Here is a 25,747-nt window from a genome sequence, read left to right on the forward strand (position 1 = left end):
TAACCTGTTGGACCAATAAATCATCTTGTATGACTAATTTAAAAGGGAACCCGTTGTGAAAACGTTAAACCGTCGTGATTTCCCCGGTGCGCGGCATTCTGAACGCATCATTCAGTTTGGCGAAGGAAACTTTCTACGCGCTTTTGTGGACTGGCAGGTCGAGCTGCTTAATGAACATACCGATCTTGATGCCGGCGTGGTTATTGTGCGCCCTATAGAAAGCGATTTTCCCCCTTCCTTAAATACGCAGGATGGCCTTTATACAACAATTATTCGTGGTCTGAATGATAAAGGGGAGGCCGTTAGTGACGCGCGGCTTATTCGTGCTGTTAATCGTGAAATTAGCGTTTACGGTGAGTATGAGGCGTTTCTCAAACTGGCGCATAATCCGGATATCCGTTTTGTTTTCTCAAATACGACCGAAGCGGGCATCAGCTACCATGCGGGCGATAAATTTGATGATGCGCCAGCGGTGAGTTATCCGGCTAAGCTAACCCGACTGCTTTATGAACGTTACCACCATTTTAGCGGGGCGGCGGATAAAGGCTGGATTATCATTCCCTGCGAGTTGATTGATTACAACGGCGAGGCGCTGCGTGAATTAATTGTGCGTTATGCCGAAGAGTGGGCATTACCGGCTGCATTTTTGCAGTGGTTGGATCAGGCTAACGTCTTCTGCTCTACGCTGGTGGATCGTATTGTTACCGGTTATCCGCGTGATGAAGCCACGCGACTGGAAGCGGAACTGGGGTATCACGATGCGTTTCTGGATACGGCAGAACACTTTTACCTGTTTGTGATTCAAGGACCTCAGTCGCTGGCTCAGGAGCTACGTCTGGATAAGTACCCGTTAAACGTACTGATTGTTGACGATATTAAACCGTATAAAGCGCGTAAAGTGGCAATTCTTAACGGCGCACATACGGCGCTGGTTCCGGTGGCGTATCTGGCTGGCCTTGATACCGTTGGCGACGCGATGAACGATGCCGGAATTTGCGCCTTTGTCGAAAAAGCAATTTATGAGGAAATTATTCCAGTTCTGGATTTGCCTCGTGAAGCGCTGGAATCGTTCGCCAGCGCAGTGACTGGCCGTTTCCGCAATCCTTATATTAAGCATCAACTATTATCTATCGCCCTGAATGGTATGACGAAATTCCGTACCCGCATTTTGCCGCAGTTACTGGAAGGGCAGCAGGCCAATGGGCAGTTACCTGCGCGTCTGACATTTGCCTTAGCGGCATTACTTGCTTTTTATCGCGGCGAGCGGTCTGGCGAATCCTATCCCATTCAGGATGATGCATTCTGGATCGAACGTTACGCGCAGTTATGGCGTCAACATCGCGACCAGACGATCGACACCGCGGCGTTAGTGAAATCCGTGCTGGCTGAAAAAGGGCATTGGGGGCAGGATTTGACGTGTATCACTGGTTTGGTTGAGCAGGTTACAACCTATCTGGATACTATCCTCGAAAATGGCATGCGTAACGCAGTGAAACCGCTTTGTTAAGCAGAAAGCCCCGGCGGACGCCGGGCCTATTGACCGCGATATTCCACAGATAGAAGCCGTTGACCGTCATATTTCTCATGCGCTGAAGAGTATTTTTAGTTACAACATACATACTATTTGTTTTTTTCAATACCTGTCAGCACCGTGCAAATAAATGCTCAACAGGGCAGAGAATCCCTGTATCACAGAAGCTTGCAACCTTGATCTGGATCACGTTTAATGACAGAGCTTTTCACCTGCTGAAGATAATCATGATCGTTAGACCACAACAGCACTGGATTCGCCTGATATTTGTCTGGCATGGTTCCGTGCTATCTAAAATCTTTTCACGGCTGCTACTTAATTTTCTTCTTTCTATCGCCGTTATTATCATGCTGCCCTGGTACACAATGCTGGGTATTAAATTTACCCTTGCGCCGTTTAGCATACTGGGGGTTGCTATCGCCATTTTTTTGGGTTTTCGCAATAATGCCTGCTATGCGCGTTATGTCGAAGCCCGACATTTGTGGGGGCAGTTGATGATCGCTTCACGCTCAATACTGCGAGAGGTGAAAACAACCTTGCCTGATGAACGTGGTATGGAGGGTTTTGTTCGTTTACAAATCGCTTTTGCCCACTGTTTGCGTATGACATTGCGTCGACAGCCTCAAACGCAAGTTCTGGGGAACTATCTTGACCAGGACGCGTTACAGAAAGTTGTCGCTTCCCATTCGCCCGCTAACCGTATCTTATTGCTGATGGGAGAGTGGCTGGCAATTCGTCGCCGCAGCGGAAAACTTTCCGATATCTTATTTCATAGTCTCAACAACCGATTAAATGATATGTCGTCAGTGTTGGCCGGCTGTGAGCGCATCGCCAACACACCGGTGCCTTTTGCCTATACGTTAATTTTGCATCGTACGGTTTATCTTTTCTGCATTATGTTGCCATTTGCACTGGTGGTTGATCTGCACTATATGACGCCCTTTATTTCGGTGCTTATTTCTTATACGTTTATCGCGCTGGATGCGTTAGCGGAAGAGCTGGAAGATCCGTTCGGTACTGAAAATAATGATTTACCGCTGGATGCGATATGCAATGCGATAGAAATCGATTTACTGCAAATGAATGATGAAAGGGATATTCCGGCAAAACGGATACCGGATAAGCGCTATCAACTGACCTGAGCTCGTCTTAACTGGCGCAGAATGTTCATCTGCGCCATAACCTGAAGAGCAAAGCTTAATAGCCTTCTCCAACGCCGGTTTTGGCCGGACCAGAGTAGTGGATATGAACGATTCGCCATCCTATGTTTGGTATCTTCGCCCACACCTGGCTTTCGCGGCCTGTCGTATGTTGAGTTTGTCCATTATCACGGCGTACCGCGGTAAAATGCCAGTCGAATTCTGCAACGGCGGCATTGCCATACACATGAATAGTAGGGGGAGCGTCCAGTTTTAACGTGCGTTTGCTGAACGTTTTACCCATAGTGGTACCATAAAAATTTTCAGCGATCTGGGGCCATCCGCGTTCGTGGCCGCGTGGATGAATAAAACTGGTTTCCGGTGAAACATAAAAAAGCTGCTTACCCAACGTTGGATCTGCCTTATCTATTGAATAAAGATAACGGTTAATGCCTTCTGTAATTTGTTGTTTAACGGCCGACGTAGCTTCATTTTGCGCGGCGGTTGGCGTTGCCGCCGATGCCGATGACGCCATTAGAGTTAACGTTATCGCGGCGGCTGGGAAAAATAGTGACGTTTTTTGCATAATATTTAGCCCATAAAGTCTGTTTTTAAGTCGCTTTATTTTTCCTGTTACGTTCACATTTGTGCTAAAGGGGACATTGCTCACGAACAATAAAAAATATTCTTCTACAGAATTACCCCGAAAAGGGAATGACGCAATTAAGAATATCGTATTTGTTTGTAACGGCATGACTCAAAATATGAAAATTTAGAGTTTCAGTATTGTTGCTGTCCCTTGATTTGTTTTTGTGTTTATTACCGCCGGTAAACAGTTCATCTTATGAATAGTGATACACAAATGACCGTTTGCGCTATGTGATAATTAACTATGGTAAAAATATACAAAGCGATGAAGTGCTATTTCAGTAGTACGGTATTTTTTATAACGCTAATTTAAAAATAAATGTAAACGTAACAAATTATATAGAAAACTAAGGGTGGAATTCTCCTGATAGTGACTCCACCTTAACCAACGTCAGCAGATTGCTCAGCGCCATTCTGGCCTCGCCATCCCGGACGTTAAGCCCGCTCTCTACTGGCAAACCCATTGTTATTACAGCAGAAAATAGTGCACCGATTAATGTAGTGATGCTTAACTTGCATTTTACTATCACTAATGAATAGCAAGCTAATATTACACTTTGAAACTTAACGCACGGTAATTGTTAGTGATATTGTCCTGGACAGTTCCGCGAGCAGGTTTTGCGGAAAGTCCAAAAATAAGACAAATAAGGCATATAAAATGAAAAAAGTAGTGGTGTTATCTGCGGTAGCCGCAGCCGTAATGATGGCTGGAGCCGCCAACGCAGCAGAAATCTATAACAAGGATGGCAACAAACTGGATTTGTATGGCAAGGTCGACGGCCTGCATTATTTTTCCAGTAATCATAGTACGGATGGTGATCAATCTTATATCCGTATGGGTATTAAAGGTGAGACCCAAATTACCGATCAGCTAACCGGTTTTGGACAGTGGGAGTATCAGGTCAACGCCAATCGTCCGGAAGATGGTGACTCCAGCGGTTCCCCGCAAAGCTGGACGCGTCTCGGTTTTGCTGGTTTGGCATTTGCCGATATGGGGTCTGTTGATTATGGTCGTAACTATGGCGTGTTATACGACATTGGTTCATGGACTGACGTACTGCCTGAATTTGGTAATGATTCGTATGAAGCTTCCGATAATTTTATGACCGGACGCGCGAATGGCGTTCTGACTTATCGCAATAATGATTTCTTTGGTCTGGTTGATGGTCTGAATATTGCGTTGCAGTATCAGGGTAAAAATGACGGCCTGTCGAAAGAAGGCGATCCTTTAAGCAATAATGCCAGAAAAAGTATCGCGTACCAGAATGGCGATGGTTTCGGGGCATCAGCGACATATGATCTGGGCATGGGGGTGAGCCTGGGGGCAGCCTATACCAGTTCCAAACGCACGCTTGATCAGATTACGCAAGATAAATACGATAATGGCGACCGCGCTGAAGCCTGGACTGGTGGTGTGAAGTATGATGCCAATAATATTTATCTGGCGGCAAACTATACCCGTACTTATGATATGACCTATATGGGCGATACATTGGGCGGTTTTGCACATAAAACAGATAACTGGGAAATGGTAGGGCAATATCAATTTGATAATGGCTTACGCCCATCACTGGCGTTCCTGCAATCCAGAGCCAACGATGTTAATGGTCTCGGATCGTTCGACCTTGTGAAATATATTGATGTGGGTTCCTATTACTACTTCAATAAAAATATGTCCGCGTATGTTGACTATAAAATCAATCTGCTAAAAGATGGCAACCCATCGAATCCTAATACAGACAACACCGTGGCGCTCGGCTTAGTCTACGAGTTCTGATAAAACTTGCTGATTAAGACAGTTTAGGGATATCCTCCTTTCCCCAAAACTGTGTCACTGCTTAACCTTTATTATTGTTAATTTATTCTTTTATTATTTCAGGACGCTTCTGGCGTCCTTTTTTATTGGCTATTCGACTTCGATTTCCCGAATACGCATTCTGCTACTGTCATCTATCTGCACCTTACCTGAATGACAAAAGGGACAACAGAGTGTAGATGTTTGCGAGGTGAAGGGTTGATTACAGGACAGACACCAACCTTGCGCCGGTGCGATAGTAATGTGGAAACGCGCATTCTCCGCAAGAGTATGACGAGCGGCGATACCCAGGCCAAAATGCAGCGCCGGCACTTCAACACAGGCCATGACGCCAATCTCCAGCCAGACTTGCTTTACCTTGCTGAACTGGTGATTTACTGCCTGTTCCTCCAGCAATTCGATAATATTTTGCGCCAGGGCTAATTCATGCATGGGCCAGGTCCTTTATTCAACAATATTTACGGCGACACAAGGATCAATAACCTGTAATTGTCGCGACCACAATGAGACAGGAATAGCAGACAGTTCGCGAGCAATGACTCCGTCAGATTGGGCGTGACGAGTGGTAGGCGAAATAATACGGTAATCAAGAATATTGCCTGACGTCGTCAGTCTGGCCTGATGAACTAACCATCCTCGCGCGGTTTCCACTACCGCTATTTTCCACTCGCCATCATCAAAACGATTCCAGCGCAGGGTGGGAAGGGCGCTCAAACTTCGGGCGAGCGTAATGCAGCGGGCCAGCAGACGTAGCGCAATCGGTTTTCCGCTAAGGCAACAGGCTGACAGCAGCGGATATTCGATAGCCAGAGGCGAGACATCCAGGGGAGCATGGGTTATTAACGTATGGTCCGGGGACGACGCCATCGGTAGTGTAGGTGTAATAATATTCTGTAATGCCGCCAGCCAGCGGGCGGCTTCAGAACGCTCTTGCAAAAACCATGCTTCCCAGCCCTGTACGCCAGCGGCAAGCCAGATATGAGGATCATCGTCGAAAAAGATTGTGCTCGCCAGCGGGGATAAGTCTCCGCGACGTAACAACGCCCATTCTTCAACGGTTGCCTGTCGGTGGCTAAATAGGGGGAGCCAGTCGGTCAACGCGCGCCGGAGCGTTTCTCGCGCCAGCTCTTGTTGTGCGGCCTGCATATCTGGCTCCTCTTCAGGAAACAGCAGTAAAGCCGCCGCCGCGCTGTGCGCCTGAGCGCACAACGTAAACAAACGTGAAATAAGCGTTTTCGCGTATACCGGCGTTGCGCCCTGTAACAAACGACCGATCGGCGGCTCCTGCCAGATAATCCGTAGCGGGTGAGAATAGACGGTCAATCTTTGCACGAATTATTACCTTCATCGATCACCATAAACCCGGATTTACTGGTTTCGCAAACCGGACAGCACCAGTAATCAGGTAATTGGTTGAAGGGCACGCCAGGTGGGATTTGCCAGACATCATCGCCCAGTTCAGGATCGTAAACCCACCAACATACTTTGCACTCCATGCGCACCACTGGCTCATTTTCTGTAACAGGGTATTCTTTCAACCATTCCAGCGTATTTTTCAGCCCCGCGCAGGCATCTTCAATATCGTCTATACCTGCGACGGCGATATCAGGAATATCCGCTATCTCAATCATATCTTGCAGTAACGTATTCATATCATTGAAATAATTGACCCGCCATACGCCGGGAAAATGTGTGCTTACAATCCGGCATTTACCATATCCGCGTGAAAAAATAGCGCTACAGCCTTCGCCTAAAAAATGATCCAGATACTCGCGATCGGCATCGTTTACTGGTAATAGCGTTAAGTTAATGATATGCGGTTCTTTTACCGGCTGTTTTACGCGTTCGGCTATTTCATGCGCGATAAAGGCTCCATTCATCAATCCCGTCGGTTGCGGCGGCAATTCTGGCGTAATCGGCGGTTGCGGATGCGTCCGCCAGATGCTCTCAGGGATCGGGCCAATGATAATTTCATCGGCAACCCGTTGCTGGTCAGCGTTAAATTCACGTATACGCCAGACGCCCGTAAAAACCGTCTCCTGAATACGCTGTTCTTTTCCATCGGGTAACAGCACCCGGGCGGATATTTCACCTTCGCCGAGCAATTGATCCAACAAACCGCTATTCTGTTGCTCAGAAGCATTCAGCTTATAGATCAGGGGAAATGAGAGTCTTGCCACTGGGGTATCCATATCGCCAATAAGCGTAGTCAGGACGTGTCTGGCTACATGAAGCTCAGCGGGCAGCGCCTGTTCCGGTAAAACCGGCGTCAGCGGGAGATTAATGCCGGCGGGGATAGGAAGAAAGTTAAAGTCTTCCTCTTCTGGCTGCGAGCCTGGTCCGGCAATATTAACGACTGGAATAGTTCTGGAATGATTCACGTGTGTTACCTTTCATTCTATTGCGTGATAACGGGAATATCCTGACGATAGCCCGGTGTGGTCAGCAATGCGGCCACCCGCTGAGAGTATTCTTGCCAGCTATATAATCCCGCCAGACTGCCGACAAAACGGTGCTGGCGAAAGAAAAGCAGTGCCGGATATTTCAGAATGCGATACTCCCGGGCGATCAGTTCACTCTGTTCGCTATCCGCAAATGCCGCGGTATAAGACGTCGCCGGAAATTGCTTGAGGATCTCCGGGATAATAACCCAACTGTCGGCGACTTCCGGGTGTTTGTTTGGGTCGCTTTGCAGCAAAACCAGAAGAGTCGGATGCGCATTAATCAACGACGGGAGCGTTTGCGCATCGGTAATCAGAAAGCCTTTGTTCGCCAGAGGACAAACAGGTTTTTGGGGTGAGATAGTCATTTTTTCAAATGCTCCGGTAATTCAGGCGTGCGAGATAATAAATCGGCAAAACCGGCCAGCGGATCGCTTTGCGTGCGCATGGCCTGTTCCAGCGAGTCCAGCGCTGCCAGTACCTCAATGGCTTCCGCTTCGTCCATTTCCCGTCGTGCTGCGCCGCCAAATGTCAGCAGCCATGCGCCAGCTAATGGGGGAGCTACAAGCCGAATATCAACGTCGATAAGATCGCCGTGTCGGTCGCGGCATTTGGCGAACCACTGACCTGGTGAAATAACCTGCACAGGAGCGCCAATACACATTATGATTTCTCTCTTTGTAGCACCCGAATATCACCGACCCGGCAAGCGCTTTGCGCATCTGGCCGTTCATCTTCGTAGCGTTCCATACACAGGCTATAATGATTGAGTCTTTCAGTGGTCAAGGCCGCTGAAGAGGCGGTGATACCCCATTGCGCCAGCACTTGCTGTGCGAGATAGACCGTGGGCATCAGTTGCGCCTTTACCTGCGGCGTGAGACTTCCGCCATAGTCATCCAGACATTCCGGCTGCACGCCGATCAGAACAATCTCCGCTAATGGGCAGCCGGTTAATTGCAGCAATGCCAGCACTTCAGAAAAACTGGTCTGATGTAAACTGAGTTTTTTCGCCGTCAGATAGGCGGGAACCTGTTCATCACGAAACATCGCCAGCGAACCTGGCGCCATACCAAAATCGATAGCATCCATGATTAACAGTTTTTCGGTCTGTTGTAGCCAGGGAAGCAGCGCCAGCCCCTGCGTACCGCCATCAACAACGTCAACTTTCTCGTTATCGGCATACTGTTCAAACAGCTTTTCCGCCGCTCTGACGCCGAACCCTTCATCTGCCCAAAGCAGGTTGCCAAGCCCTAAGATTGTTACTTCTGCCATTGTTATCACCTGAACCAGCGCCAGCCGCTTATCATGACGGAAATCACGCTTTGTCGGCTCATAATGTCTTCGCGGATAGCGGTATAAACATGCGCAATGACGAATGCAATAATGAACCACATGCCCAGCCGGTGCCAGAAATGCAGCGCGAGGCTATCGTTGCCAGTCAAGCGAATCATCCAGCCAAACCATTGATACGCCCAACTGTCCGTTCCAAGCCCTTCGCCATAGAGCGCAAAGCCGCTACACACCATCAGTACGGACATCCAGAAATAGAACATTACCGCCAGTCCCGCCACCGGATTATGTCCATAGTAACGATGGGCCTCTTTTTCGAGGAAAAAATACCAGCGGATTTCGCTGATAACGCCTTTGCGCCAGGCACGGCGCCAGAACGGAACCAGAAACATCTCTCTGGCGTACTCATTGCCGACACATGCCCAGTAAATACGAAACAGCAGAGCGACAGTAAAAATATACGCCGTGGTAAAATGGATCAGTCGTATCCAGCCCATCCAAAACATAAAGGTCGCTTCACCTTGAATCGATGGCAGGGGGCGGCCAATGAAATATCCTGTAACAGCCAGAACGACAATGGATAACGCCGTGATCCAGTGCCATAAACGTACCGGCGCTTCATAGATATAGTACCCCTGGCTGGTTATTTCTTTGAGATGCATTGAGACCTCCGAATCGTCGTCATCGTACCTGAACCCTGACCAGCTCCCCTCCATGATTATCAATAACATGGGTGGAGCAGGCCAGGCAGGGATCGAAGCTGTGCAGAGTACGTAAAATCTCCAATGGTTGATCGGGAACGGCGAGTTTAGTTCCCATTAACGCCGCTTCGTACGCGCCAATTTGACCTTTATCGTCACGTGGTCCGGCATTCCAGGTCGTCGGTACCACACACTGATAGCTGTCGATTTTCTGATTTTCAATTTTTATCCAGTGGCCCAGCGCGCCGCGCGGAGCCTCGCTGAAACCAACGCCTTTTGCAGATGTAGGCCAGGTATCGGGTTCCCAGAGCGTGACGTTTGCCGTCGCCGTATCGCCGGACTTGAGGTTACGCATCAGGCGATCGAAGAAATATTGCAGTGTATTGCCTGCCCATACGGATTCCAGCGCACGCGCGGCAGTACGCCCTAATGTAGAAAAGAGCGCCTCTTTAGGCAGCTTTAATACACTAAGCAGTTGATCTACGGGTTCTTTAAATTCCGGTTTATTTTGATGATATCCAATCAGATAACGCGCCAGCGGACCTACCTCCATAGCATGTCCCTTCCAGCGCGGCGATTTTATCCATGAATATTTAGCGGACTCATCCACTTGTTCGATAAAGGTTTTTGTGCCTTTATAGTGTTCGCCCATGACCAGTTGCGGTTCGGTCAGACCATCCCACGGATGTAGGCCCTTATCATTATTGCCGTTACCATAGGTATACCAGGAGTGAGTGACAAACTCCTGAATTTCATCGGGGGCGGTTAAATCGACAGGATGAATTTCGTCGAAACGACCATTAATGATAGCCCCACGCGGAAGCAGGAGATTACTGGCGGAATAATCGTTAGGGTTATCCGGAAACTCGCCATAAGCCAGCAGATTCATGCTCGATAACCCGCCGCCGATTTTTGCCCAGTCTTTGTAATAACTGGCAATCAGCAAGACGTCCGGAAGATAGACCTGTTCGCAGAACTGGCGAGCTTTTTTGATGATGGAACTGACAAGATTCAGACGTTCCATATTCACTGCGCCGACCGCGCCCGTTTCATCAAGGTTGATAGCGCAAGGAACGCCGCCCACCAGCCAGTTAGGATGCGGGTTTTTACCACCGAAAACGGTGTGAATTTTTACGATCTCTTTTTGAAAATCGAGCGCTTCAAGATAGTGGGCGACCGCCAGCAAATTGGCTTCCGGTGGAAGTTTCATAGCCGGATGTCCCCAGTAGCCGTTACGGAAAGGGCCAAGTTGACCGGACTCGATAAACCGTTTCAGACGATTTTGTAAATCGCGGAAATATCCCGGCGAGGACAGCGGCCATGCGGAAAGGCTTTGCGCGATGGCGGAGGTCTGATGCGGGTCGGCTTTCAGGGCGGCAACCACATCGACCCAGTCCAGCGCGTGCAGATGATAAAAATGCACCAGGTGATCGTGAACGTGTAGCGTAGCCTGCATCATATTACGGATACAGTTTGCGTTGTCTGGAATCGCGATTCCCAGCGCATTTTCTACGGCACGGATTGAGGTCAGAGCGTGTGTACCGGTGCAGACGCCGCAAATGCGTTCAACGAATGCCCAGGCGTCTCGCGGATCGCGGCCTTTCAGGATAACCTCAAGGCCGCGCCACATGGTGCCGGTCGACACGGCATTAGTAATGATATTATTACTGTCGATATTCACTTCGCAGCGCATATGTCCTTCGATGCGAGTAACCGGATCGACCACAATTCGTCGTCCGCTATTGTCCAGCGTAAAACCTTGAGTCTGATAAGGATATGACATAATTATTTTTTCTCTTCCGGAGCGTTTTCTGATGACGTGTTGTTTTTATTACGGGCGTGTTTTATGGCGCTGACCGTGGCGTGAGCGATGGCGGCAGCGCCCGCGACGCCGGCAACGCCCAGACCGATTTTATCGGCGGTAGCCTCAATACCGGTTTGCGGAATGCCCGTTGCCCGGCTGTAAAACGATCCATAATCCCAGAATCCATCTTCCGAACATCCGAGGCATCCATGACCCGACTGGATAGGAAAAGAAACGCCATCATTCCAGCGAACGGTTGAACAGGCGTTATAGGTAGTTGGGCCTTTACAGCCCATCTTGTACAGGCAATACCCTTTTCTGGCGCCTTCGTCATCCCACGCTTCCACAAACTGACCGGCATCGAAATGCGCGCGTCGATAGCATTTGTCATGAATCCGCTGACCATAAAACATTTTGGGTCGTCCAAGACGATCAAGGGGAGGGATACGATCAAATGCCAGCATATAGGTGATAACGGCGGACATCACTTCAGGTATAGGCGGGCAGCCAGGCACTTTAATAATGGGTTTATCGGTAATTAATTTGTGAACCGGCGTAGCTTTAGTTGGGTTTGGACGGGCTGCCTGCACGCAGCCCCATGACGCGCAGGACCCCCAGGCGATAATAGCTTTAGCATCCGCGCTGACGCGTTTTAACTTTTCCAGGAACGGCTCGCCCGCCAGTATGCAAAACATCCCATCTTCATTCAGCGGCGCGTTACCTTCCACGGCAACGATATAATTTCCTTTGTATTCACGCATCACATCCGCCAACGCCTGCTCGGCCTGTTGCCCCGCGGCGGCCATAATGGTGTCGTCATAATCCAGGGAAATGAGCGACAGAATGGCATCTTTTGCCAGTGGGTGCGCAGAGCGAATGAAAGACTCGGTACAACAGGTACATTCAAGACCATGCAGCCATATCACTGGCGTACGGGGTTTATTCTCCAGGGCGTAAGCTATCTGAGGAATCATCGAACTACTCAGGCCTAAAGACGTTGCGGTAAGGCTGCAAAACTTGAGGAAGCTACGCCTTGTCACGCCGTGTCTACGCATAACTTGATAGAATGTATCTTGTGTTTGCATAACGTTTATCCCAAACCACTATAGTTAGTGTGGGCATAATATGTTGCATATCTTGTCTTTCTCAACTTGATTTAGTAGCAATTATGTTTCTAATTCGTAACAACTGATTACATGTGTGCTACTACCATGCCTCAAAAACATAAATTAATTTAATGTTATTGCCGATGTAGAGTAGATATAACGTTGTGATGGTATATCTTAATGTCAATAAAAAACCTCGTTTTTTATTTATAACGCGATGGAAATATTTAAATATAGTCGCATGGATAACCCGTTTTCGAGCCAGTTCGCTGTGTTTAACTCTTCCTCAATCCGTCAGTTAAATTTATTTTTTGTAAAATAAGATCACAATAAATTACGTACCGAATAACCATTGATAGGTTTAATTTAATATATTCATCCAATCTATTTTACAAACAAGGAGAGCATGATGAAAAAAAGTAAAGCAATGTTATTTATCGCTCCGGCGCTGTTTTCATACGCCCTGGCTTCACAGGCCTGCACAACCCTTGCCATTCAGGATAAACAAGGCGATATTTTTCATGGACGCACGCTGGAATATATGCAGGATTTACCATCATGGTTAACATATTATCCAGCGGGAACGCAGTTTGTTAAAAAAACGCCGGATGGCAGCCAGGGAGTAAGTTATCAGGCGAAGTATCCAATACTGGCCATTACGTCCACCATCACTGATGGTGATAGCAGGGACATACTTGAAGGCATGAACAGCGCGGGATTGTCATTTAGTGAAAACATGATCATGGATGCGCAATTGCCGCCATTGCCCACGAGTGAATATAAACAGGCAATTCCTGTCACCTCACTGGGAGAATGGGTGCTGGCCCGTTTTGCTACCGTCGGCGAGGTAAAACAGGCGATAAAAGAGGGCAAATTCTGGTCACCGGAACTGCATCGGTTTGGCGATCTGAAATCGCCATTTCATTATGCGTTTTATGACAAGAAAGGGGGAAGCATTGTCGTTGAAGTGGAAAATGGCGAATTTCATGTCTATGACAATCCCACTCGCGTAATGACAAATGGTCCTGCATTTCCCTGGCATCTTACAAATCTGAATAATTATACGCAGTTAACCAATGTGGACCGCTCTTCAGGCACATTGGGCGGGATAAAAGTTATGCAACCTGACAGCGGGATCGCTATTGCAGACTTGCCGTCATCCGATACTTCGGTTTCCCGCTTTATACGCGGCGTTTATTACACCACATATGCGCCGCAGGCGACATCCGCCCACGATGCAATGAATACCCTTGCGCATATTATGAGCCGTTTCGATCGTCCGAAAAATATTACGGTTGATTATATGGGGAGTGAAGGGGAAGGCAACGCCACCCGCAAACCGGTCTCAGAATATACGGTCTGGACGACGCTATCTGACTTAACGCACGGCGATATGATGGTGCGCGGATACAATGATATCAACTATAAAACCTGGTCTCTTTCTCAGTTTAAGAATGCGACTGCGCCCGTGTTCGAGAAAATCAACGTTAAAGGATAAATCGTTCGTCCTGGTAAGGTTCCTCGGTAGTCTCAGCGAAGGGAATACGAGACTACCGATGGTTGCTTCTCTTTGCCGTGCGAGGTAATTAATTATCACGATCATCAGCGCCGGGGTGGTATGCTAAATCCATTCAAAATCCCCTGGATATGGATTGGAGGGCGCATGGTTATACCTGAGGTCAGGCAGGAGAGGCTCTATCAGAAGATAGCCAACCTCATCATTAAGCTGATCAATGATAATATTTTTCCACCGGGAAGTTTTTTACCGCCAGAACGCGAACTGGCAAAACAGCTTGGCGTTAGCCGCGCTTCCTTGCGAGAAGCCCTGATTGTACTGGAGATCTCCGGATGGATCGTGATCCAGTCTGGGAATGGAGTTATCGTTTCAGATAAAAAACACTCTTCCAGCGACTATACCATCGAAGAGATCCTCTCTACTCGCGAGTTGGTTGATAGCCATTGCGCGCGCTTAGCAGCGCAAAACGATAACGATGACGTCATCAGCCAAATAGAGATGATTTATCATCGTATGGAGCAAGCCATTAACGATAATAACGTCCACGGCTTTTACTCGCTGGATAAAGAGTTTCATCTGGCGATCTCTGAAGCCAGCCGTAACCGGGTCTTGTTCGATATGTCCCGTATGTTATGGGAACAGCGGATTAATATCCCTTATGCCGGGCTTGATGAGCGGTCTGGAGACAGAAATGTTTTACTTAATCTCAACAAACAACATAAAGCGATAGTGGAAGCGATGCGCCAGTCTGATGTTGACAGCGCCTATCAGGAATCTCTGGAACATTTACGCTATGTGAGAGAGATTGTTGGCGGCTAAATTTGTCGGTGAATAGTACCGCATGGCGACCATACCATGCGGTAGAACTCGCTGTAAAATTAATGGAAAACAGCATTAATCTTTAAGTAGCGCTCCGGATAGCGATCAAGTTCTTTAACTGCATCAGGGATCTCATCAAGATTGACGACTTTACTGACAACATCTTGCGGATTAATCTCCAGCGCGGATAGCATGCGTAATGCCTCGTCAAATTCACCGGCACTGGTGCGGGAACCGCGTAAATCCAGTTCTTTATAGGTGATCAGGTTCGTCGGCAGCGACGTTTCCTGCTTTGGCCATCCAGTGAAAGAAATGCGACCAGCAAACGATGCTAAATCAAGCGTATTTCGAATAGCGCTATTTGCGCCGGAGGCTTCTATAACGACCTGCGCCATGGTGCCGTGTGTGATGTCTTTAATAGCGTCGATAACCTGACCGTCAGTGGCGTTCAGCACATAGGGAACGCCAAGCTTTTGCGCATAGCGTAACCGTTCTTCCACAATATCGATCAGAATAGGCGTTGCCTTGTAATGACGCGCGCTTAATGCCGCCATAAGACCAATTGCTCCCGCGCCGATGATAGCAACATATTCCCCGGCCTTAACGTTTGCCCGATGCAGCGCATGCAGAGCGATAGTGAGCGGTTCTGCCAGCGGCGCCATTTCAGAAGGCACATTATCTGGTATTTTATGAATTAAATGTGCGGGATGAGTAACCACCTCCTGCATTGCGCCATCGATATGCACGCCAATGACTTTTAAATTTTCACAACAGTTAGTTCTGCCAACAGAGCAAGGGTAGCAGTGACCACAATAAATATAAGGGTCAACAATCACGCGGTCGCCTTTTTTAATATTGTCCGGCATTCCTGCGCCTTCCTGAAGAACAATTCCGGTCACTTCATGCCCGATAATTCTTGGGTAAGTAACAAGTGGGTTCGTTCCACGAAAAGCCCCAATATCCGATCCGCAAATTCCTGCAGCATCAACTTTAATTAATACTTCATTCTCTTTCTTATGTGGATAATCCACCCAGAGGGTTTCAACTTCACCGGGCTTATTGATGAACACAGCTTTGACTTTCATTGGCTTTGAATCCTTTACTTTTTACAAATACGAAGACCAACAGGCTTGAAACGATAGCGATAGCACCAGCCAGATAGAACGCATAGTCATATTTACCGCTAAATTGAACAATAAAACCTGTGACAAGCGGACCGATAATGCCGGATATATTAGCCAGACCATGCATGGCTCCGCCGACGCTCCCTACCTTATCTTTATGAACAACATCCTGAATAACTGCCCAATAAATTGGGCCAGTTAAATAGAGCAGGAAGAGTGAAACTGACATGAGCGTAATTGCGCTACCAATAGTGCTAACGGTACCGGAAACCGCAACACATACCGCCGCACCTGCCAGACATACGCCCAGAATAAGTCGACGTGAGAGCAGAGCATTACCGGTAATCCGATAAATTACATCAGAACAGACGCCGCCGAGCACCATACCAATGGCGCCGATAACCCAGGGAATTACCGTGGCAATACTAATTTCTTTAATATCCAGATGTAATGAATGGTTCAAATAACTTGGGAACCAGGTCAGGAAGAAAAAAAGAATATAGTTATAGCTGAAAAAAGCCAGCGTTGTCGCCCATACCATTGGTTGTTTCATGTAATAGCCGAGCGAAGGCGTAGCCCGACCATCATCAGATAAAATAATGTCCTCATGATTTTCAAAATCAATGCGTTCTTCCGGCGCCAGGCGTTTACTCATTGTTGGCTTGTCGCTAACGATAAAGTACCACAGTAGTACCCATACCAGGCCAAATAAGAAAATAATGCCAAATGCGGGACGCCAGCCTAATGATAACGCCAGCAGTCCCACTATCGGCCCGGACACCGCGCCGCCGAGCGGGGAACCAGCGCTAAAAATTCCGATCGCCGTGGCAGACTCCTTTCGGGAAATCCAGTTATTGATGATTTTATTTCCGGCAGCGCTGACCGGTCCTTCAGCCATACCGAAAAGAACGCGCACGATAAGCATTGTCCACAATCCGGTGACCAGACCGGTTAACCCACAAAAAACAGACCATAGTAACGCTGCGATAAGGAAAACCGTTTTTGGCCCAATTTTGTCGCTGGCCCAGCCACCAATAAAATTAAACAGGGCGTATCCGATAAAAAATGCGCTGAAGATCATCCCCATCTCCGCGGCGTTAAATCCTAACTCCTTTTCAATCAAGGGGGCGGTTATCGACAATGCTGAACGATCCATATAGTTAAGCATGTAAACTATAAAAAGAAGAAAAACGATAAGCCATCCCATTGTTTTTCTTTTCATGATTTATCCTCTTATTGTGGTCTAGCGGCCTGACCACAATATTTTAAGGTTATTTTCAAATCACCTCTCTTGTGATTAGAACGTGATCAATGTAACGAAAATTTATCACATAGGATTTCTATCCATCGTAAGCGTGAGGGATTAAATTCTTTAAAATCAATTAATTATTTGAAGATTTAATCGAGGCGATCGTTTTCCCCTAATCCACGCCCCGGCAACGTTTGACATGCGGCGTTGGCTGATGGCGGCGCTGTCTGTGGATATTTATCATCGGGCGTAATATAAACCTGGGTCGTTGCGACATAACCATCATCAAAGGTTGCTTCGATATAGGTAGCTTCCCAACCAGTTTCAGGCTCATTTAGCGTAATAGTGATTCTATTATTGATAGGAATATCTATCGTAAATGGCTGGTAGCGGATACCACAGGCATAACGAAAATCACGTGCATTTGAATTATTGGCTGTCCAGCGAACGATTTTTATCGGCTCTTCTGAGAAATAGATCGTAAGAAGATGATGATGAATAAGGCCGATCAACTGTGGTAATGTTTTTTTACTTTGAAATCTGTTAATAAATGGAACGAGGCTTTCTTCAGTAATCTGTTTAATTGAATAGTGGCTCATATTGGGCACTATACGTAATGATTTTACTCCAGGGAGTTTACTATAATAAAAGCGAGTGTTATCTGGTACGAAAAAATCATCGCCGCTTGCATTAATAATATATTTCGGTATTGCAAGGCGGGGCTGATAAATAGTGTTGAGATATCTTAAAGGATCTATTATTTGTCTTAACTGGCTAAATGGGGGAGATTTTATTTTTTCATCTATGCCTTGCTGATAGTAGGGATAGAATGTAATTGGCCAGTTCCCGCCGTATGATTGATAAATGTGCTCAAGCGAAGCATCAATATCAAGTAGATCAATAGCGAAGGGAACAATTGCTTCAACATCAGGATCGGCAATAGCTGACAACCAGGCGGTCCATCCACGTTTTGAAATGCCAGTAATGATAAAAGAATGTATATTCCATTGCGTTAATTCCTTTTTTGCTAATCTTATCGCTTGCGACAGGGCTGCGACCATAGGAATATTTAAAGGCATTAACTTACGTTGCTCCGGCGCTTCCATAAATAATGCCCAACTCCGGGAAACACTCTCATCCTCTTTCAGAGGTTTTTTGTCACCCTGAAAGGTTAAATATTGATTAGGTATATCACTAACTGATATTACAATAGTATTTGTATCACGGGCAATGTTTGCCAGTGTTTCCTGAGTAAAATCAACGGCTTTGCTAGGGATTTGCACGCCTTTTTCGTAATTAATTCCATTGTTTACAACCACCAGGGCATGGCGTTCTTTTGCCGTTTCAGGGATATAAATATCAACGTTATGTCGCCATTGCGCAGGGGTTACCATGTCATCTGGCGACCAGTGCTGCGATAATAACTCATAGTGTCTGAGCACCACTTGTGCTAATTGAACTGTACTAATTAAGGTATATTTCAGTGGTGTACCTGAAATCTGATCACGGTAGTCGGGGAGCACATGAGACAAATCACACTCCGGGCTATTTCGGCAAAATAATATGTTGTTATGAAGTAGTGTAAAAACATTTGTAGAAATAAAAAGCACTGCTATAACAACGAGATATCTTTTTTTCATGCTTTCCCCGCGCTTTACAAAGACAAATGTCAACCAGCGTAATTTCCATAAATACCTCTTAAACATTCAATATAAGTACAATGCTTTTGATAAATAATTGCAGAAGAGAGTGACGCTATTTGTGACGTTGCCACCTCATTCTGTTTCTGGATTCACTATTAGCGGTGAACTTTTTGAAAGATAAGTCATTGCTGTCGCCAGACCAATAATGGCGATAGCGATAGTCGTACCGATCCAGACACTATACAGGGCATATCCCAGGATAAATCCACCCAGTACGGGGGATATAAAATCAGCAATTGCGATTAATGCCTGCGCCGTTCCGATGACGACACCTTGTCGGGCAGGCGAGACATGGACGGACAAGGCGGCAAGATAAGTGGGTTTGGCCAGCGCATCGGCGATGCTAATGCAAACGATAGCAAAAATAAGCACTGGCACGGTCGTGGCGATACCCGCAGTGAGAAATCCAGCACAAAGAAGGGTGAAGATTAGAATAATTAGCTTTCGCTCCGAAAAATATTGACTCACCCAACCTAACAGAAATAGCTGAACGAAAATATTAATGACTCCGTCTGCCATTAAAAGGTAGCTTAACGCTTTTGGCCCAAAGGGAAGCCCATTCCAGATGAAGGTATCAGAAAGAAAAACAGGTAATTGTGAAGAGTACATGCCATAGGCGAAGAAATGACAAAGCATTACGATGATTAATACGCGAAGGACAGGCATCTTTAAAATAACGCGGGCAGAGCACGCCGCTATTTTATCTGTGGTAAGTGATGTCGTGGAATGGTCTTTTAGCCCCCAAAACGCGACCAGGGCAGACGCAAGGACGAGTATAAAGGTGGCGTAGATTGGCGCGCTCAGACTGATACCCGATAGCCATCCTGAAACTCCCGCGCCGACAATACCGCCTAAGCCAATGCAGCCTGCGAGGATGCCGATTGCCTGACGCCGATTTCTGACGTGCGTATGATCGGCAATATAGGCTGCGGCGGCTGACAAATTCCCGGCGCTAATGCCAAAAAGCGTACGGGCGAGCAGGATAAACAGGATGCATTGCGCGCTGGCAAGTAATAGTAAACTCATCGCCGCAATAGCCAGCGTGACAATCAGTATTGGCTTGCGGCCAACGCGATCGGAAAGGTGGCCAATCAGGGGAGCCGCACAAAATTGGCTAAAAGCTTCAGTGGCCATGATGATTCCAATGATAAGCGGCGAACCGCCCATCTCGCGGATATAAAAAGGCAGTACTGACATCACAGCCGCTGTACTGGCGGCGTAAAGGCCGACAATCAGGAAAACTGGAAAAATCCGCCGCTTGTTAAGCGGCTTGATAGTTTCACTGTCAGTGTTCTCACAGATAGTGGTATTCATCTTTAATCCCTATGGCAAAACGAGAGAGATAATTTTCAATATCGTTGATCTGGTTGCTGTGAAAGAATGCACCGACATAGCCATCGGGTCGGATCAGCACGCATTCACCCGGCGCCAGATGATAGGACTCCCGCAAGTGCCCCATGGTATCGATGAGCTCGTCCTGCTCGCCAATATGATGAATACGCAGACCTTGCCGCGCGTCGATTACCTTTCCGCGGGTTTCGTAGGCCAACAGATTCCAGTCCGGACCTTGTAGTAACTGAAATAACCGTAATGATTGGCCGCCTGCTCCCAAAAGAGGAGCATCCGGAGCTCTTTCTCCCGCTTGTAACCCATGCTGACGTCCGGGTAACGTGTGGGCTAAGGGGGAGTTGGTATAATGGATATCAAGTTGTTGGACATCGCGTTCTCGTTTGATGCCGCCCTGTTTTTGAGATTCAAGCAATCGGGTAGAAAGGTGGAGCAGCGATTCGGCTACCGGGCGACGTTCCTGTTCATAGCTATCGAGAAGTTCTTCTCCTGCGCCCCGCAGCGAGGCTGCCATTTTCCATCCCAGGTTATAGGCATCCTGGATACTGGTATTTAACCCTTGCCCACCCGTTGGCGGATGCACATGAGCGGCATCACCGGCCAAAAATACTTTACCTACGCGGTAATGTTCCGCTATACGCGCATTCATCTGGTACTTCGATACCCAGGGAATTGAAAGGATGCGAACATCTGTCCGCCTGATTCGTTCAGTGATAAAAGCCGTGAGCGCGTCGGCTGAGAAATCCTGCGAGTCATCCGGGGTCAACGGCGCCTGGATTTGTTTGTCCCTCCGGAAACGGCGGTAAAATGCCTGCGGTGTATGATGGACCGATACTTAACCAGACAAACTAAAAGGATTTTCTATGTCGAATCCGGAAAACGGCCCGCAGCTCCCGGTCATTCGCTGGCCGGTGCCGAAAAATAACCGGGGCGGGGAGTTCAGTAACCTGGAGGAGATGCTGGCGCATCTGGAGGGCGAGGCCGCCGGGCACTGGCTTATCGGCCGCAATGGCATGTGGCACGGCGGCATTCACATCAGTGACACCACCACGCCGTGGTGTGCGCTCAGCGGTCAGGCGATGAATGAGGCGGTGGATTTCCCGGTACCGTTTCCGGGGGAGCAGGCCGTGCGCAGCATGGCGGACGGTGAGGTGGTGGCCTACCGGATTAACCGGGATTACCTCAGCGTGCCGTGGTACTGGGGGGATTTATGCTACTATCTATGACCATTAAGCAAGTCATGCAAAATCAAATGCATACGAATATTATGTTTGCCACTGGTCGTTTTCAGATCATACCGGGAACGTTAATAGATGCGGTGAAATGGCTCAAGCTTGACGTTAATTCCTTGTATGATGAGGCAGCCCAGGATCAGATTTTTGAGGAGTACATAATTAAGGTTAAACGGCCTGCGATTATTGCCTATTTGGAAGGCAATGGTAGTGTTGAAGATGCAATATATGACTGGGCTAAAGAGTTTGCATCTGCTGGAGTTCGCAAGGGGAATACTATTAGTAAAGGGCGGATTGCACAGGTAGAAGGAGGTTCTTATTACTCTGGTGATGGTCTTAATCATGCACATCTGACACCTAATCAAATGATTAATATATTGAGGGCGTCGAAAAGTGGCGCTAACTAACAGAATTTTTCCCTATTTACTTAGTGGAATAGCCTGTCTGATGATCCCCTTTGTTCATGCAGCGGAGTTGCATGTTAAAGGTATGCCTGAATTTAAAGATTATCCGGCTGATATAAACAAAGGCCCATTTACCACCAGGTTAGATCTTTCTAGTGAGCAGGAGAAATACTCCAGTTACTGGAAGAAAATAACAAACAGTGAATTAAAAAAACCAGTAAATTTCGCTGGGCATTATCGTATATATACTGATGATAAGAGCACTGGAAATGAATGTCTCGATCATCAAGGTGGCGTGTGTGGCTGGGTTATAGATAAGCTATCAGGGACGGTTGTTGTGCAGCTTCCTGCTGTTGCTGGAACCAATGTTTATCAGCAAGTTGCTGATAACGGTACTCCTGTTGGTGAAGATTTCAGGATAGATACTCGGAAAAGTAGCTATTTGATGATATTAACCGGCCAGGCGATCCCTCAAAAAATAGAGCACGATGAAAATGGTATCCCGATAACTAATCCGTGTCAGACGACCTATTATATTTTGAAAAATAACCAATTTTCTAAAGTGGTTGAGGATAAGCAAGGGTGTTCCGTTGATTGATATTTAACCACTTACAGGCTGAGAGATCCCCACAAAACCAGTGCTAATAAACCAGCACCATACTTCGGTAGGTTCTGGCGAGATGATGAAGAACGACGTCTAATGCTGTTCGCTTCAAAATTAGCGGAGAGTGTCGCAGGACATTCTCCGCTAATGTCAGATATGAGATAACACGCCGTGATTTAATGCTGTTGGCCTGGTATCTCAGATGTAATTCTGTGTTTTCAGCATGATATCCTATAAGCCACAGCACGATTGTGCTCAGTGTCGCCAGAAGGCTCAGGACTGACAGCCGCCCGGCAGAACGACTGTAACTGGCCCGCAGGCCGAATCCGAAGCGTTCACTTTTCTCATCACGGGAATTCTGCTCTATTTGCATTCTTCTGCTATATAACTTCATGATTTCTCGCGGCTTAAACTCTTCTGTGCTGGTAAATATCAGCCAGGGCTCTTTCGCTGAGGCCTGTTTTTCCTTTTCTGTCGTTGGGCTGGATAATCGCCCTCTGGAACGCTGGTTTTTACGTCCTCTGGTTTCCCTTTTATGAAGATAAAAATGGCCTGAACACCGGGCATATTCCGCCCGGACAAGCCATCCTGCTCCCGGATATTCCGGGCTTGCTTTACCCCGAACATCCGTTATTTTCAGCCATCTTTCGTCATCATGCAGCAGACAGAATTGAACCGTTCCCCTTATGCGGCCAATAAAGTCCCACCCCAGTGATTTTATGTGCCGAAACCATGCACTCTGAAACCCCGCATCTGTAATAAGTATGACTTTTGCTTTGGGATTTACGCGCCGGTGAAGTTCATCGAGAAATGCTTTTTGTATCAGCAAATTATTTTGCTTTGCTGAAGATACAAGCCGACTAAGCAGAGGGATTGAACGCCCATCACAGATAAGACTGGCACGAAGGATGTGATATTCCTGGGACGGGTAACCGCTCCAGTCGACAGCGATAAAATGTTCGGGCAGGCATAGAGGTGATCTCATTGAATTTGTTAGCGCAATCAGTAGATCACAAAACTCTATGCCTGTCTTTTTTTCTGGGGATTCCTCAGACTTACAGGGGGCTGCCTGATGAAACAAAAGGATCTTCTTGAGATCTTTTTTATGCCTTTAACTTTCGCGCCCTCCGCTCGTTTTGTAAAAGCAACGATGCCTTGTCAGCGCCAGTGATATAAGACGGTAATTCACCATTTGGATTGTCCGCTCCACCCAACATGTTGTTTCCTTAAGGTTCTCACACCAGAAAGGACATCAACATGCTGAGCAGAGAGGACTTTTACATGATAAAGCAAATGCGCCAGCAGGGCGCGTACATTGTCGATATTGCGACTCAGATTGGTTGCTCTGAACGGACGGTCAGACGCTACCTCAAATACCCTGAACCGCCAGCCAGAAAGACCCGCCACAAAATGGTTAAGCTGAAACCGTTTATGGATTACATCGACATGCGCCTGGCAGAGAATGTCTGGAATAGTGAGGTTATCTTCGCGGAGATTAAGGCAATGGGTTATACGGGCGGACGTTCCATGCTGCGTTACTACATCCAGCCCAAACGTAAAATGCGTCCGTCAAAAAGAACAGTTCGCTTCGAAACTCAGCCTGGATACCAGCTCCAGCACGACTGGGGCGAAGTTGAGGTGGAGGTTGCCGGGCAACGGTGCAAAGTTAACTTTGCGGTTAATACGCTGGGGTTCTCCCGCCGCTTCCATGTCTTCGCAGCACCAAAACAGGATGCTGAGCATACCTACGAATCACTGGTTCGCGCCTTCCGCTACTTCGGTGGTTGTGTGAAAACGGTGCTGGTTGATAACCAGAAGGCTGCGGTGCTGAAGAATAACAACGGGAAAGTCGTGTTCAACTCCGGATTCCTGTTGCTGGCCGACCACTATAACTTCCTGCCACGGGCATGCCGTCCACGCAGGGCCAGAACAAAAGGTAAGGTTGAGCGAATGGTGAAATACCTCAAGGAGAACTTCTTCGTCCGGTACCGCAGGTTCGACAGCTTCACTCATGTTAATCAACAACTGGAGCAATGGATAGCCGATGTGGCTGACAAACGGGAACTTCGCCAGTTCAAAGAAACGCCGGAACAGCGCTTCGCGCTGGAGCAGGAACATCTGCAGCCGTTACCGGATACGGACTTCGATACCAGTTACTTCGATATCCGCCATGTGTCCTGGGACAGCTATATCGAGGTTGGTGGTAATCGTTACAGCGTTCCCGAAGCGCTGTGTGGTCAGCCGGTATCGATACGAATATCGCTGGATGACGAGTTGCGGATCTACAGTAATGAGAAACTGGTGGCCTCACATCGCCTCTGTTCGGCATCGTCTGGCTGGCAGACAGTGCCGGAGCATCACGCCCCGCTCTGGCAGCAGGTCAGTCAGGTGGAACATCGACCACTGAGTGCCTATGAGGAGCTGTTGTGATGCATGAGCTGGAAGTCCTGCTGAGTCGCCTGAAAATGGAGCATCTGAGTTATCACGTTGAAAGCCTGCTGGAACAGGCAGCTAAAAAAGAGCTGAACTACCGGGAGTTCCTGTGCATGGCGCTACAGCAGGAATGGAACGGCAGGCATCAGCGCGGTATGGAGTCCAGGCTGAAGCAGGCTCGTCTGCCGTGGGTCAAAACGCTGGAGCAGTTCGACTTTACCTTCCAGCCGGGCATCGACCGTAAGGTTGTCCGGGAACTGGCTGGTCTGGCGTTCGTGGAGCGCAGCGAAAACGTGATCCTGCTGGGACCTCCTGGTGTCGGAAAAACTCATCTGGCCATAGCTCTTGGCGTGAAAGCGGTGGATGCGGGACATCGGGTACTGTTTATGCCACTGGACAGACTGATCGCGACACTGATGAAAGCGAAACAGGAAAACCGTCTGGAGCGTCAGCTGCAGCAACTGAGTTATGCCCGGGTGTTGATCCTGGATGAAATAGGCTATCTGCCGATGAACAGAGAGGAAGCCAGCCTGTTCTTCCGGCTACTGAACCGTCGATATGAAAAAGCGAGCATCATACTGACGTCAAACAAAGGGTTCGCAGACTGGGGAGAAATGTTCGGAGATCACGTGCTGGCAACAGCGATACTGGATCGGTTGCTACATCACTCAACCACGCTGAATATCAAAGGAGAGAGTTACCGGTTAAAAGAGAAACGTAAAGCTGGAGTGCTGACCAAAAACACAACGCCAATCAGTGATGATGAAATGGTGAAAAGCGGACAGCATCAGTAACGAAAGTATCTTAGCGGGCATGAAAATGGCAAATAACGGTCAAACA

Annotated in this window: 24 protein-coding genes and 2 pseudogenes; 10 read left to right on the top strand and 16 right to left on the bottom strand. The window is 47.8% G+C overall.

Translation table 11 applies throughout. The features are described from left to right. The first annotated feature begins 55 nt into the window (after positions 1 to 55). Both ACE15A_RS10530 and ACE15A_RS10535 read left to right on the top strand, forming a co-directional pair. Positions 56 to 1,507 (top strand): tagaturonate reductase, encoded by a 1,452-nt coding sequence (locus ACE15A_RS10530; RefSeq protein ID WP_053510170.1) that lies wholly within the window; start codon positions 56 to 58, stop codon positions 1,505 to 1,507. A 251-nt stretch (positions 1,508 to 1,758) separates the two neighbouring features. Further along, positions 1,759 to 2,673 (top strand): bestrophin family protein, encoded by a 915-nt coding sequence (locus ACE15A_RS10535; RefSeq protein ID WP_023247500.1) that lies wholly within the window; start codon positions 1,759 to 1,761, stop codon positions 2,671 to 2,673. 55 nt (positions 2,674 to 2,728) lie between these two features. On the opposite strand, the gene ACE15A_RS10540 is transcribed toward ACE15A_RS10535, so the two are convergent. Next, entirely contained in the window at positions 2,729 to 3,256 is a 528-nt protein-coding gene (locus ACE15A_RS10540) for a DUF4440 domain-containing protein (protein WP_023247501.1), read from the bottom strand. Positions 3,257 to 3,976: 720 nt separating this feature from the next. On the opposite strand from ACE15A_RS10540, the gene ompC reads away from it, so the two are divergent. Beyond that, positions 3,977 to 5,095, top strand: coding sequence for a porin OmpC (ompC, locus tag ACE15A_RS10545; protein ID WP_023247502.1), 1,119 nt, complete (start codon positions 3,977 to 3,979; stop codon positions 5,093 to 5,095). A 129-nt stretch (positions 5,096 to 5,224) separates the two neighbouring features. On the opposite strand, the gene hypA is transcribed toward ompC, so the two are convergent. From hypA to ACE15A_RS10590, 9 genes are read right to left on the bottom strand one after another with little or no spacing between them, the layout of a single operon-like run. Then, positions 5,225 to 5,566, bottom strand: coding sequence for a hydrogenase maturation nickel metallochaperone HypA (gene hypA / locus ACE15A_RS10550; protein ID WP_053510168.1), 342 nt, complete (start codon positions 5,564 to 5,566; stop codon positions 5,225 to 5,227). A 12-nt stretch (positions 5,567 to 5,578) separates the two neighbouring features. Further along, positions 5,579 to 6,466 (bottom strand): ATP/GTP-binding protein, encoded by an 888-nt coding sequence (locus ACE15A_RS10555; protein WP_053530073.1) that lies wholly within the window; start codon positions 6,464 to 6,466, stop codon positions 5,579 to 5,581. Further along, entirely contained in the window at positions 6,454 to 7,515 is a 1,062-nt protein-coding gene (locus ACE15A_RS10560) for a hydrogenase expression/formation C-terminal domain-containing protein (RefSeq protein ID WP_053510164.1), read from the bottom strand. Before ACE15A_RS10560 ends, ACE15A_RS10555 begins: the two co-directional genes overlap by 13 nt. A gap of 17 nt (positions 7,516 to 7,532) precedes the next feature. Then, positions 7,533 to 7,943: a hydrogenase-1 operon protein HyaE2 gene (locus tag ACE15A_RS10565; RefSeq protein WP_023247506.1), complete on the bottom strand. Its 411-nt coding sequence runs from the start codon at positions 7,941 to 7,943 to the stop codon at positions 7,533 to 7,535. After that, positions 7,940 to 8,239, bottom strand: coding sequence for a HypC/HybG/HupF family hydrogenase formation chaperone (hypC, locus tag ACE15A_RS10570; protein ID WP_023247507.1), 300 nt, complete (start codon positions 8,237 to 8,239; stop codon positions 7,940 to 7,942). The genes ACE15A_RS10565 and hypC overlap by 4 nt, the downstream gene beginning before the upstream one ends. Beyond that, the gene (locus ACE15A_RS10575; protein WP_053510162.1) at positions 8,239 to 8,847 is read right to left on the bottom strand and encodes a HyaD/HybD family hydrogenase maturation endopeptidase; all 609 of its coding nucleotides are present in this window, start codon (positions 8,845 to 8,847) and stop codon (positions 8,239 to 8,241) included. Before ACE15A_RS10575 ends, hypC begins: the two co-directional genes overlap by 1 nt. 5 nt (positions 8,848 to 8,852) lie before the next feature. After that, positions 8,853 to 9,596: a Ni/Fe-hydrogenase, b-type cytochrome subunit gene (gene cybH / locus ACE15A_RS10580; protein WP_000924456.1), complete on the bottom strand. Its 744-nt coding sequence runs from the start codon at positions 9,594 to 9,596 to the stop codon at positions 8,853 to 8,855. Then, entirely contained in the window at positions 9,547 to 11,349 is a 1,803-nt protein-coding gene (locus ACE15A_RS10585) for a nickel-dependent hydrogenase large subunit (protein ID WP_053530075.1), read from the bottom strand. Before ACE15A_RS10585 ends, cybH begins: the two co-directional genes overlap by 50 nt. 2 nt (positions 11,350 to 11,351) lie before the next feature. Next, complete coding sequence (locus tag ACE15A_RS10590) at positions 11,352 to 12,455, bottom strand: hydrogenase small subunit (RefSeq protein ID WP_001194448.1); 1,104 nt, start codon at positions 12,453 to 12,455, stop codon at positions 11,352 to 11,354. Positions 12,456 to 12,882: 427 nt separating this feature from the next. On the opposite strand from ACE15A_RS10590, the gene ACE15A_RS10595 reads away from it, so the two are divergent. Both ACE15A_RS10595 and ACE15A_RS10600 read left to right on the top strand, forming a co-directional pair. Beyond that, positions 12,883 to 13,974, top strand: coding sequence for a choloylglycine hydrolase family protein (locus tag ACE15A_RS10595; protein ID WP_053510158.1), 1,092 nt, complete (start codon positions 12,883 to 12,885; stop codon positions 13,972 to 13,974). Positions 13,975 to 14,139: 165 nt separating this feature from the next. Further along, complete coding sequence (locus tag ACE15A_RS10600; protein ID WP_053510157.1) at positions 14,140 to 14,811, top strand: FadR/GntR family transcriptional regulator; 672 nt, start codon at positions 14,140 to 14,142, stop codon at positions 14,809 to 14,811. Positions 14,812 to 14,870: 59 nt separating this feature from the next. Here ACE15A_RS10600 and ACE15A_RS10605 read toward each other — a convergent pair whose 3' ends face one another. From ACE15A_RS10605 to ACE15A_RS10625, 5 genes and pseudogenes are all read right to left on the bottom strand, one after another. Further along, positions 14,871 to 15,896: a zinc-binding alcohol dehydrogenase family protein gene (locus ACE15A_RS10605; protein WP_053510154.1), complete on the bottom strand. Its 1,026-nt coding sequence runs from the start codon at positions 15,894 to 15,896 to the stop codon at positions 14,871 to 14,873. Beyond that, positions 15,868 to 17,157: an MFS transporter gene (locus ACE15A_RS10610; RefSeq protein ID WP_023247512.1), complete on the bottom strand. Its 1,290-nt coding sequence runs from the start codon at positions 17,155 to 17,157 to the stop codon at positions 15,868 to 15,870. Before ACE15A_RS10610 ends, ACE15A_RS10605 begins: the two co-directional genes overlap by 29 nt. A 176-nt stretch (positions 17,158 to 17,333) precedes the next feature. Continuing rightward, positions 17,334 to 18,890 (bottom strand): PhoPQ-activated pathogenicity-related family protein, encoded by a 1,557-nt coding sequence (locus tag ACE15A_RS10615; protein WP_072158762.1) that lies wholly within the window; start codon positions 18,888 to 18,890, stop codon positions 17,334 to 17,336. A 69-nt stretch (positions 18,891 to 18,959) separates the two neighbouring features. After that, a complete protein-coding gene (locus ACE15A_RS10620; protein ID WP_064055775.1) occupies positions 18,960 to 20,201 on the bottom strand; it encodes an MFS transporter in 1,242 nt (413 codons plus the stop codon). Beyond that, positions 20,182 to 21,015 (bottom strand): annotated as a pseudogene (locus tag ACE15A_RS10625) (FAD-dependent monooxygenase); the annotation flags it as partial. The pseudogene ACE15A_RS10625 and the gene ACE15A_RS10620, both read right to left, overlap by 20 nt. Before the next feature lie 82 nt (positions 21,016 to 21,097). Here ACE15A_RS10625 and ACE15A_RS10630 point away from each other — a divergent pair. Genes ACE15A_RS10630 through ACE15A_RS10640 form a run of 3 tightly spaced genes read left to right on the top strand, consistent with a single transcriptional unit; the run spans position 21,098 to position 22,468 of the window. Beyond that, the gene (locus ACE15A_RS10630) at positions 21,098 to 21,460 is read left to right on the top strand and encodes a hypothetical protein (protein WP_053510143.1); all 363 of its coding nucleotides are present in this window, start codon (positions 21,098 to 21,100) and stop codon (positions 21,458 to 21,460) included. After that, the gene (locus tag ACE15A_RS10635; RefSeq protein ID WP_023247519.1) at positions 21,445 to 21,873 is read left to right on the top strand and encodes a hypothetical protein; all 429 of its coding nucleotides are present in this window, start codon (positions 21,445 to 21,447) and stop codon (positions 21,871 to 21,873) included. The genes ACE15A_RS10630 and ACE15A_RS10635 overlap by 16 nt, the downstream gene beginning before the upstream one ends. Beyond that, positions 21,860 to 22,468 (top strand): hypothetical protein, encoded by a 609-nt coding sequence (locus tag ACE15A_RS10640; RefSeq protein ID WP_129382420.1) that lies wholly within the window; start codon positions 21,860 to 21,862, stop codon positions 22,466 to 22,468. Before ACE15A_RS10635 ends, ACE15A_RS10640 begins: the two co-directional genes overlap by 14 nt. A gap of 43 nt (positions 22,469 to 22,511) precedes the next feature. Here the strand turns inward: ACE15A_RS10640 and ACE15A_RS10645 are convergent. After that, positions 22,512 to 23,426, bottom strand: a pseudogene (locus ACE15A_RS10645) (IS4 family transposase); the annotation flags it as partial. Between the two features lie 305 nt (positions 23,427 to 23,731). On the opposite strand from ACE15A_RS10645, the gene istA reads away from it, so the two are divergent. Together istA and istB are read left to right on the top strand one after the other, a co-directional pair. Next, positions 23,732 to 24,904 carry an IS21-like element IS21 family transposase gene (gene istA / locus ACE15A_RS10650; protein WP_000952373.1) on the top strand — a complete coding sequence of 391 codons (1,173 nt, stop codon included), beginning with the start codon at positions 23,732 to 23,734 and terminating at the stop codon, positions 24,902 to 24,904. Beyond that, positions 24,904 to 25,701, top strand: a complete 798-nt coding sequence (gene istB / locus ACE15A_RS10655; RefSeq protein WP_000544830.1) for an IS21-like element IS21 family helper ATPase IstB — start codon at positions 24,904 to 24,906, stop codon at positions 25,699 to 25,701. Before istA ends, istB begins: the two co-directional genes overlap by 1 nt. Positions 25,702 to 25,747 lie beyond the last annotated feature (46 nt).

It is taken from the genome of Salmonella sp. HY31 (assembly GCF_042604575.1).
GTDB lineage: Bacteria > Pseudomonadota > Gammaproteobacteria > Enterobacterales > Enterobacteriaceae > Salmonella > Salmonella diarizonae.

What these genes read in the sequence shown, in the direction of transcription:
- ACE15A_RS10535 (WP_023247500.1), top strand. Translation starts at nt 1,759, where the DNA reads ATGATCGTTAGACCACAACAGCACTGGATTCGCCTGATATTTGTCTGG.
- ACE15A_RS10540 (WP_023247501.1), bottom strand. Translation starts at nt 3,256, where the DNA reads ATGCAAAAAACGTCACTATTTTTCCCAGCCGCCGCGATAACGTTAACT.
- ompC (WP_023247502.1), top strand. Translation starts at nt 3,977, where the DNA reads ATGAAAAAAGTAGTGGTGTTATCTGCGGTAGCCGCAGCCGTAATGATG.
- hypA (WP_053510168.1), bottom strand. Translation starts at nt 5,566, where the DNA reads ATGCATGAATTAGCCCTGGCGCAAAATATTATCGAATTGCTGGAGGAA.
- ACE15A_RS10565 (WP_023247506.1), bottom strand. Translation starts at nt 7,943, where the DNA reads ATGACTATCTCACCCCAAAAACCTGTTTGTCCTCTGGCGAACAAAGGC.
- hypC (WP_023247507.1), bottom strand. Translation starts at nt 8,239, where the DNA reads ATGTGTATTGGCGCTCCTGTGCAGGTTATTTCACCAGGTCAGTGGTTC.
- ACE15A_RS10575 (WP_053510162.1), bottom strand. Translation starts at nt 8,847, where the DNA reads ATGGCAGAAGTAACAATCTTAGGGCTTGGCAACCTGCTTTGGGCAGAT.
- cybH (WP_000924456.1), bottom strand. Translation starts at nt 9,596, where the DNA reads ATGTTATTGATAATCATGGAGGGGAGCTGGTCAGGGTTCAGGTACGAT.
- ACE15A_RS10585 (WP_053530075.1), bottom strand. Translation starts at nt 11,349, where the DNA reads ATGTCATATCCTTATCAGACTCAAGGTTTTACGCTGGACAATAGCGGA.
- ACE15A_RS10590 (WP_001194448.1), bottom strand. Translation starts at nt 12,455, where the DNA reads ATGCAAACACAAGATACATTCTATCAAGTTATGCGTAGACACGGCGTG.
- ACE15A_RS10595 (WP_053510158.1), top strand. Translation starts at nt 12,883, where the DNA reads ATGATGAAAAAAAGTAAAGCAATGTTATTTATCGCTCCGGCGCTGTTT.
- ACE15A_RS10600 (WP_053510157.1), top strand. Translation starts at nt 14,140, where the DNA reads ATGGTTATACCTGAGGTCAGGCAGGAGAGGCTCTATCAGAAGATAGCC.
- ACE15A_RS10605 (WP_053510154.1), bottom strand. Translation starts at nt 15,896, where the DNA reads ATGAAAGTCAAAGCTGTGTTCATCAATAAGCCCGGTGAAGTTGAAACC.
- ACE15A_RS10610 (WP_023247512.1), bottom strand. Translation starts at nt 17,157, where the DNA reads ATGAAAAGAAAAACAATGGGATGGCTTATCGTTTTTCTTCTTTTTATA.
- ACE15A_RS10615 (WP_072158762.1), bottom strand. Translation starts at nt 18,890, where the DNA reads ATGTTTAAGAGGTATTTATGGAAATTACGCTGGTTGACATTTGTCTTT.
- ACE15A_RS10620 (WP_064055775.1), bottom strand. Translation starts at nt 20,201, where the DNA reads ATGAATACCACTATCTGTGAGAACACTGACAGTGAAACTATCAAGCCG.
- ACE15A_RS10630 (WP_053510143.1), top strand. Translation starts at nt 21,098, where the DNA reads ATGTCGAATCCGGAAAACGGCCCGCAGCTCCCGGTCATTCGCTGGCCG.
- ACE15A_RS10635 (WP_023247519.1), top strand. Translation starts at nt 21,445, where the DNA reads ATGCTACTATCTATGACCATTAAGCAAGTCATGCAAAATCAAATGCAT.
- istA (WP_000952373.1), top strand. Translation starts at nt 23,732, where the DNA reads ATGCTGAGCAGAGAGGACTTTTACATGATAAAGCAAATGCGCCAGCAG.
- istB (WP_000544830.1), top strand. Translation starts at nt 24,904, where the DNA reads ATGCATGAGCTGGAAGTCCTGCTGAGTCGCCTGAAAATGGAGCATCTG.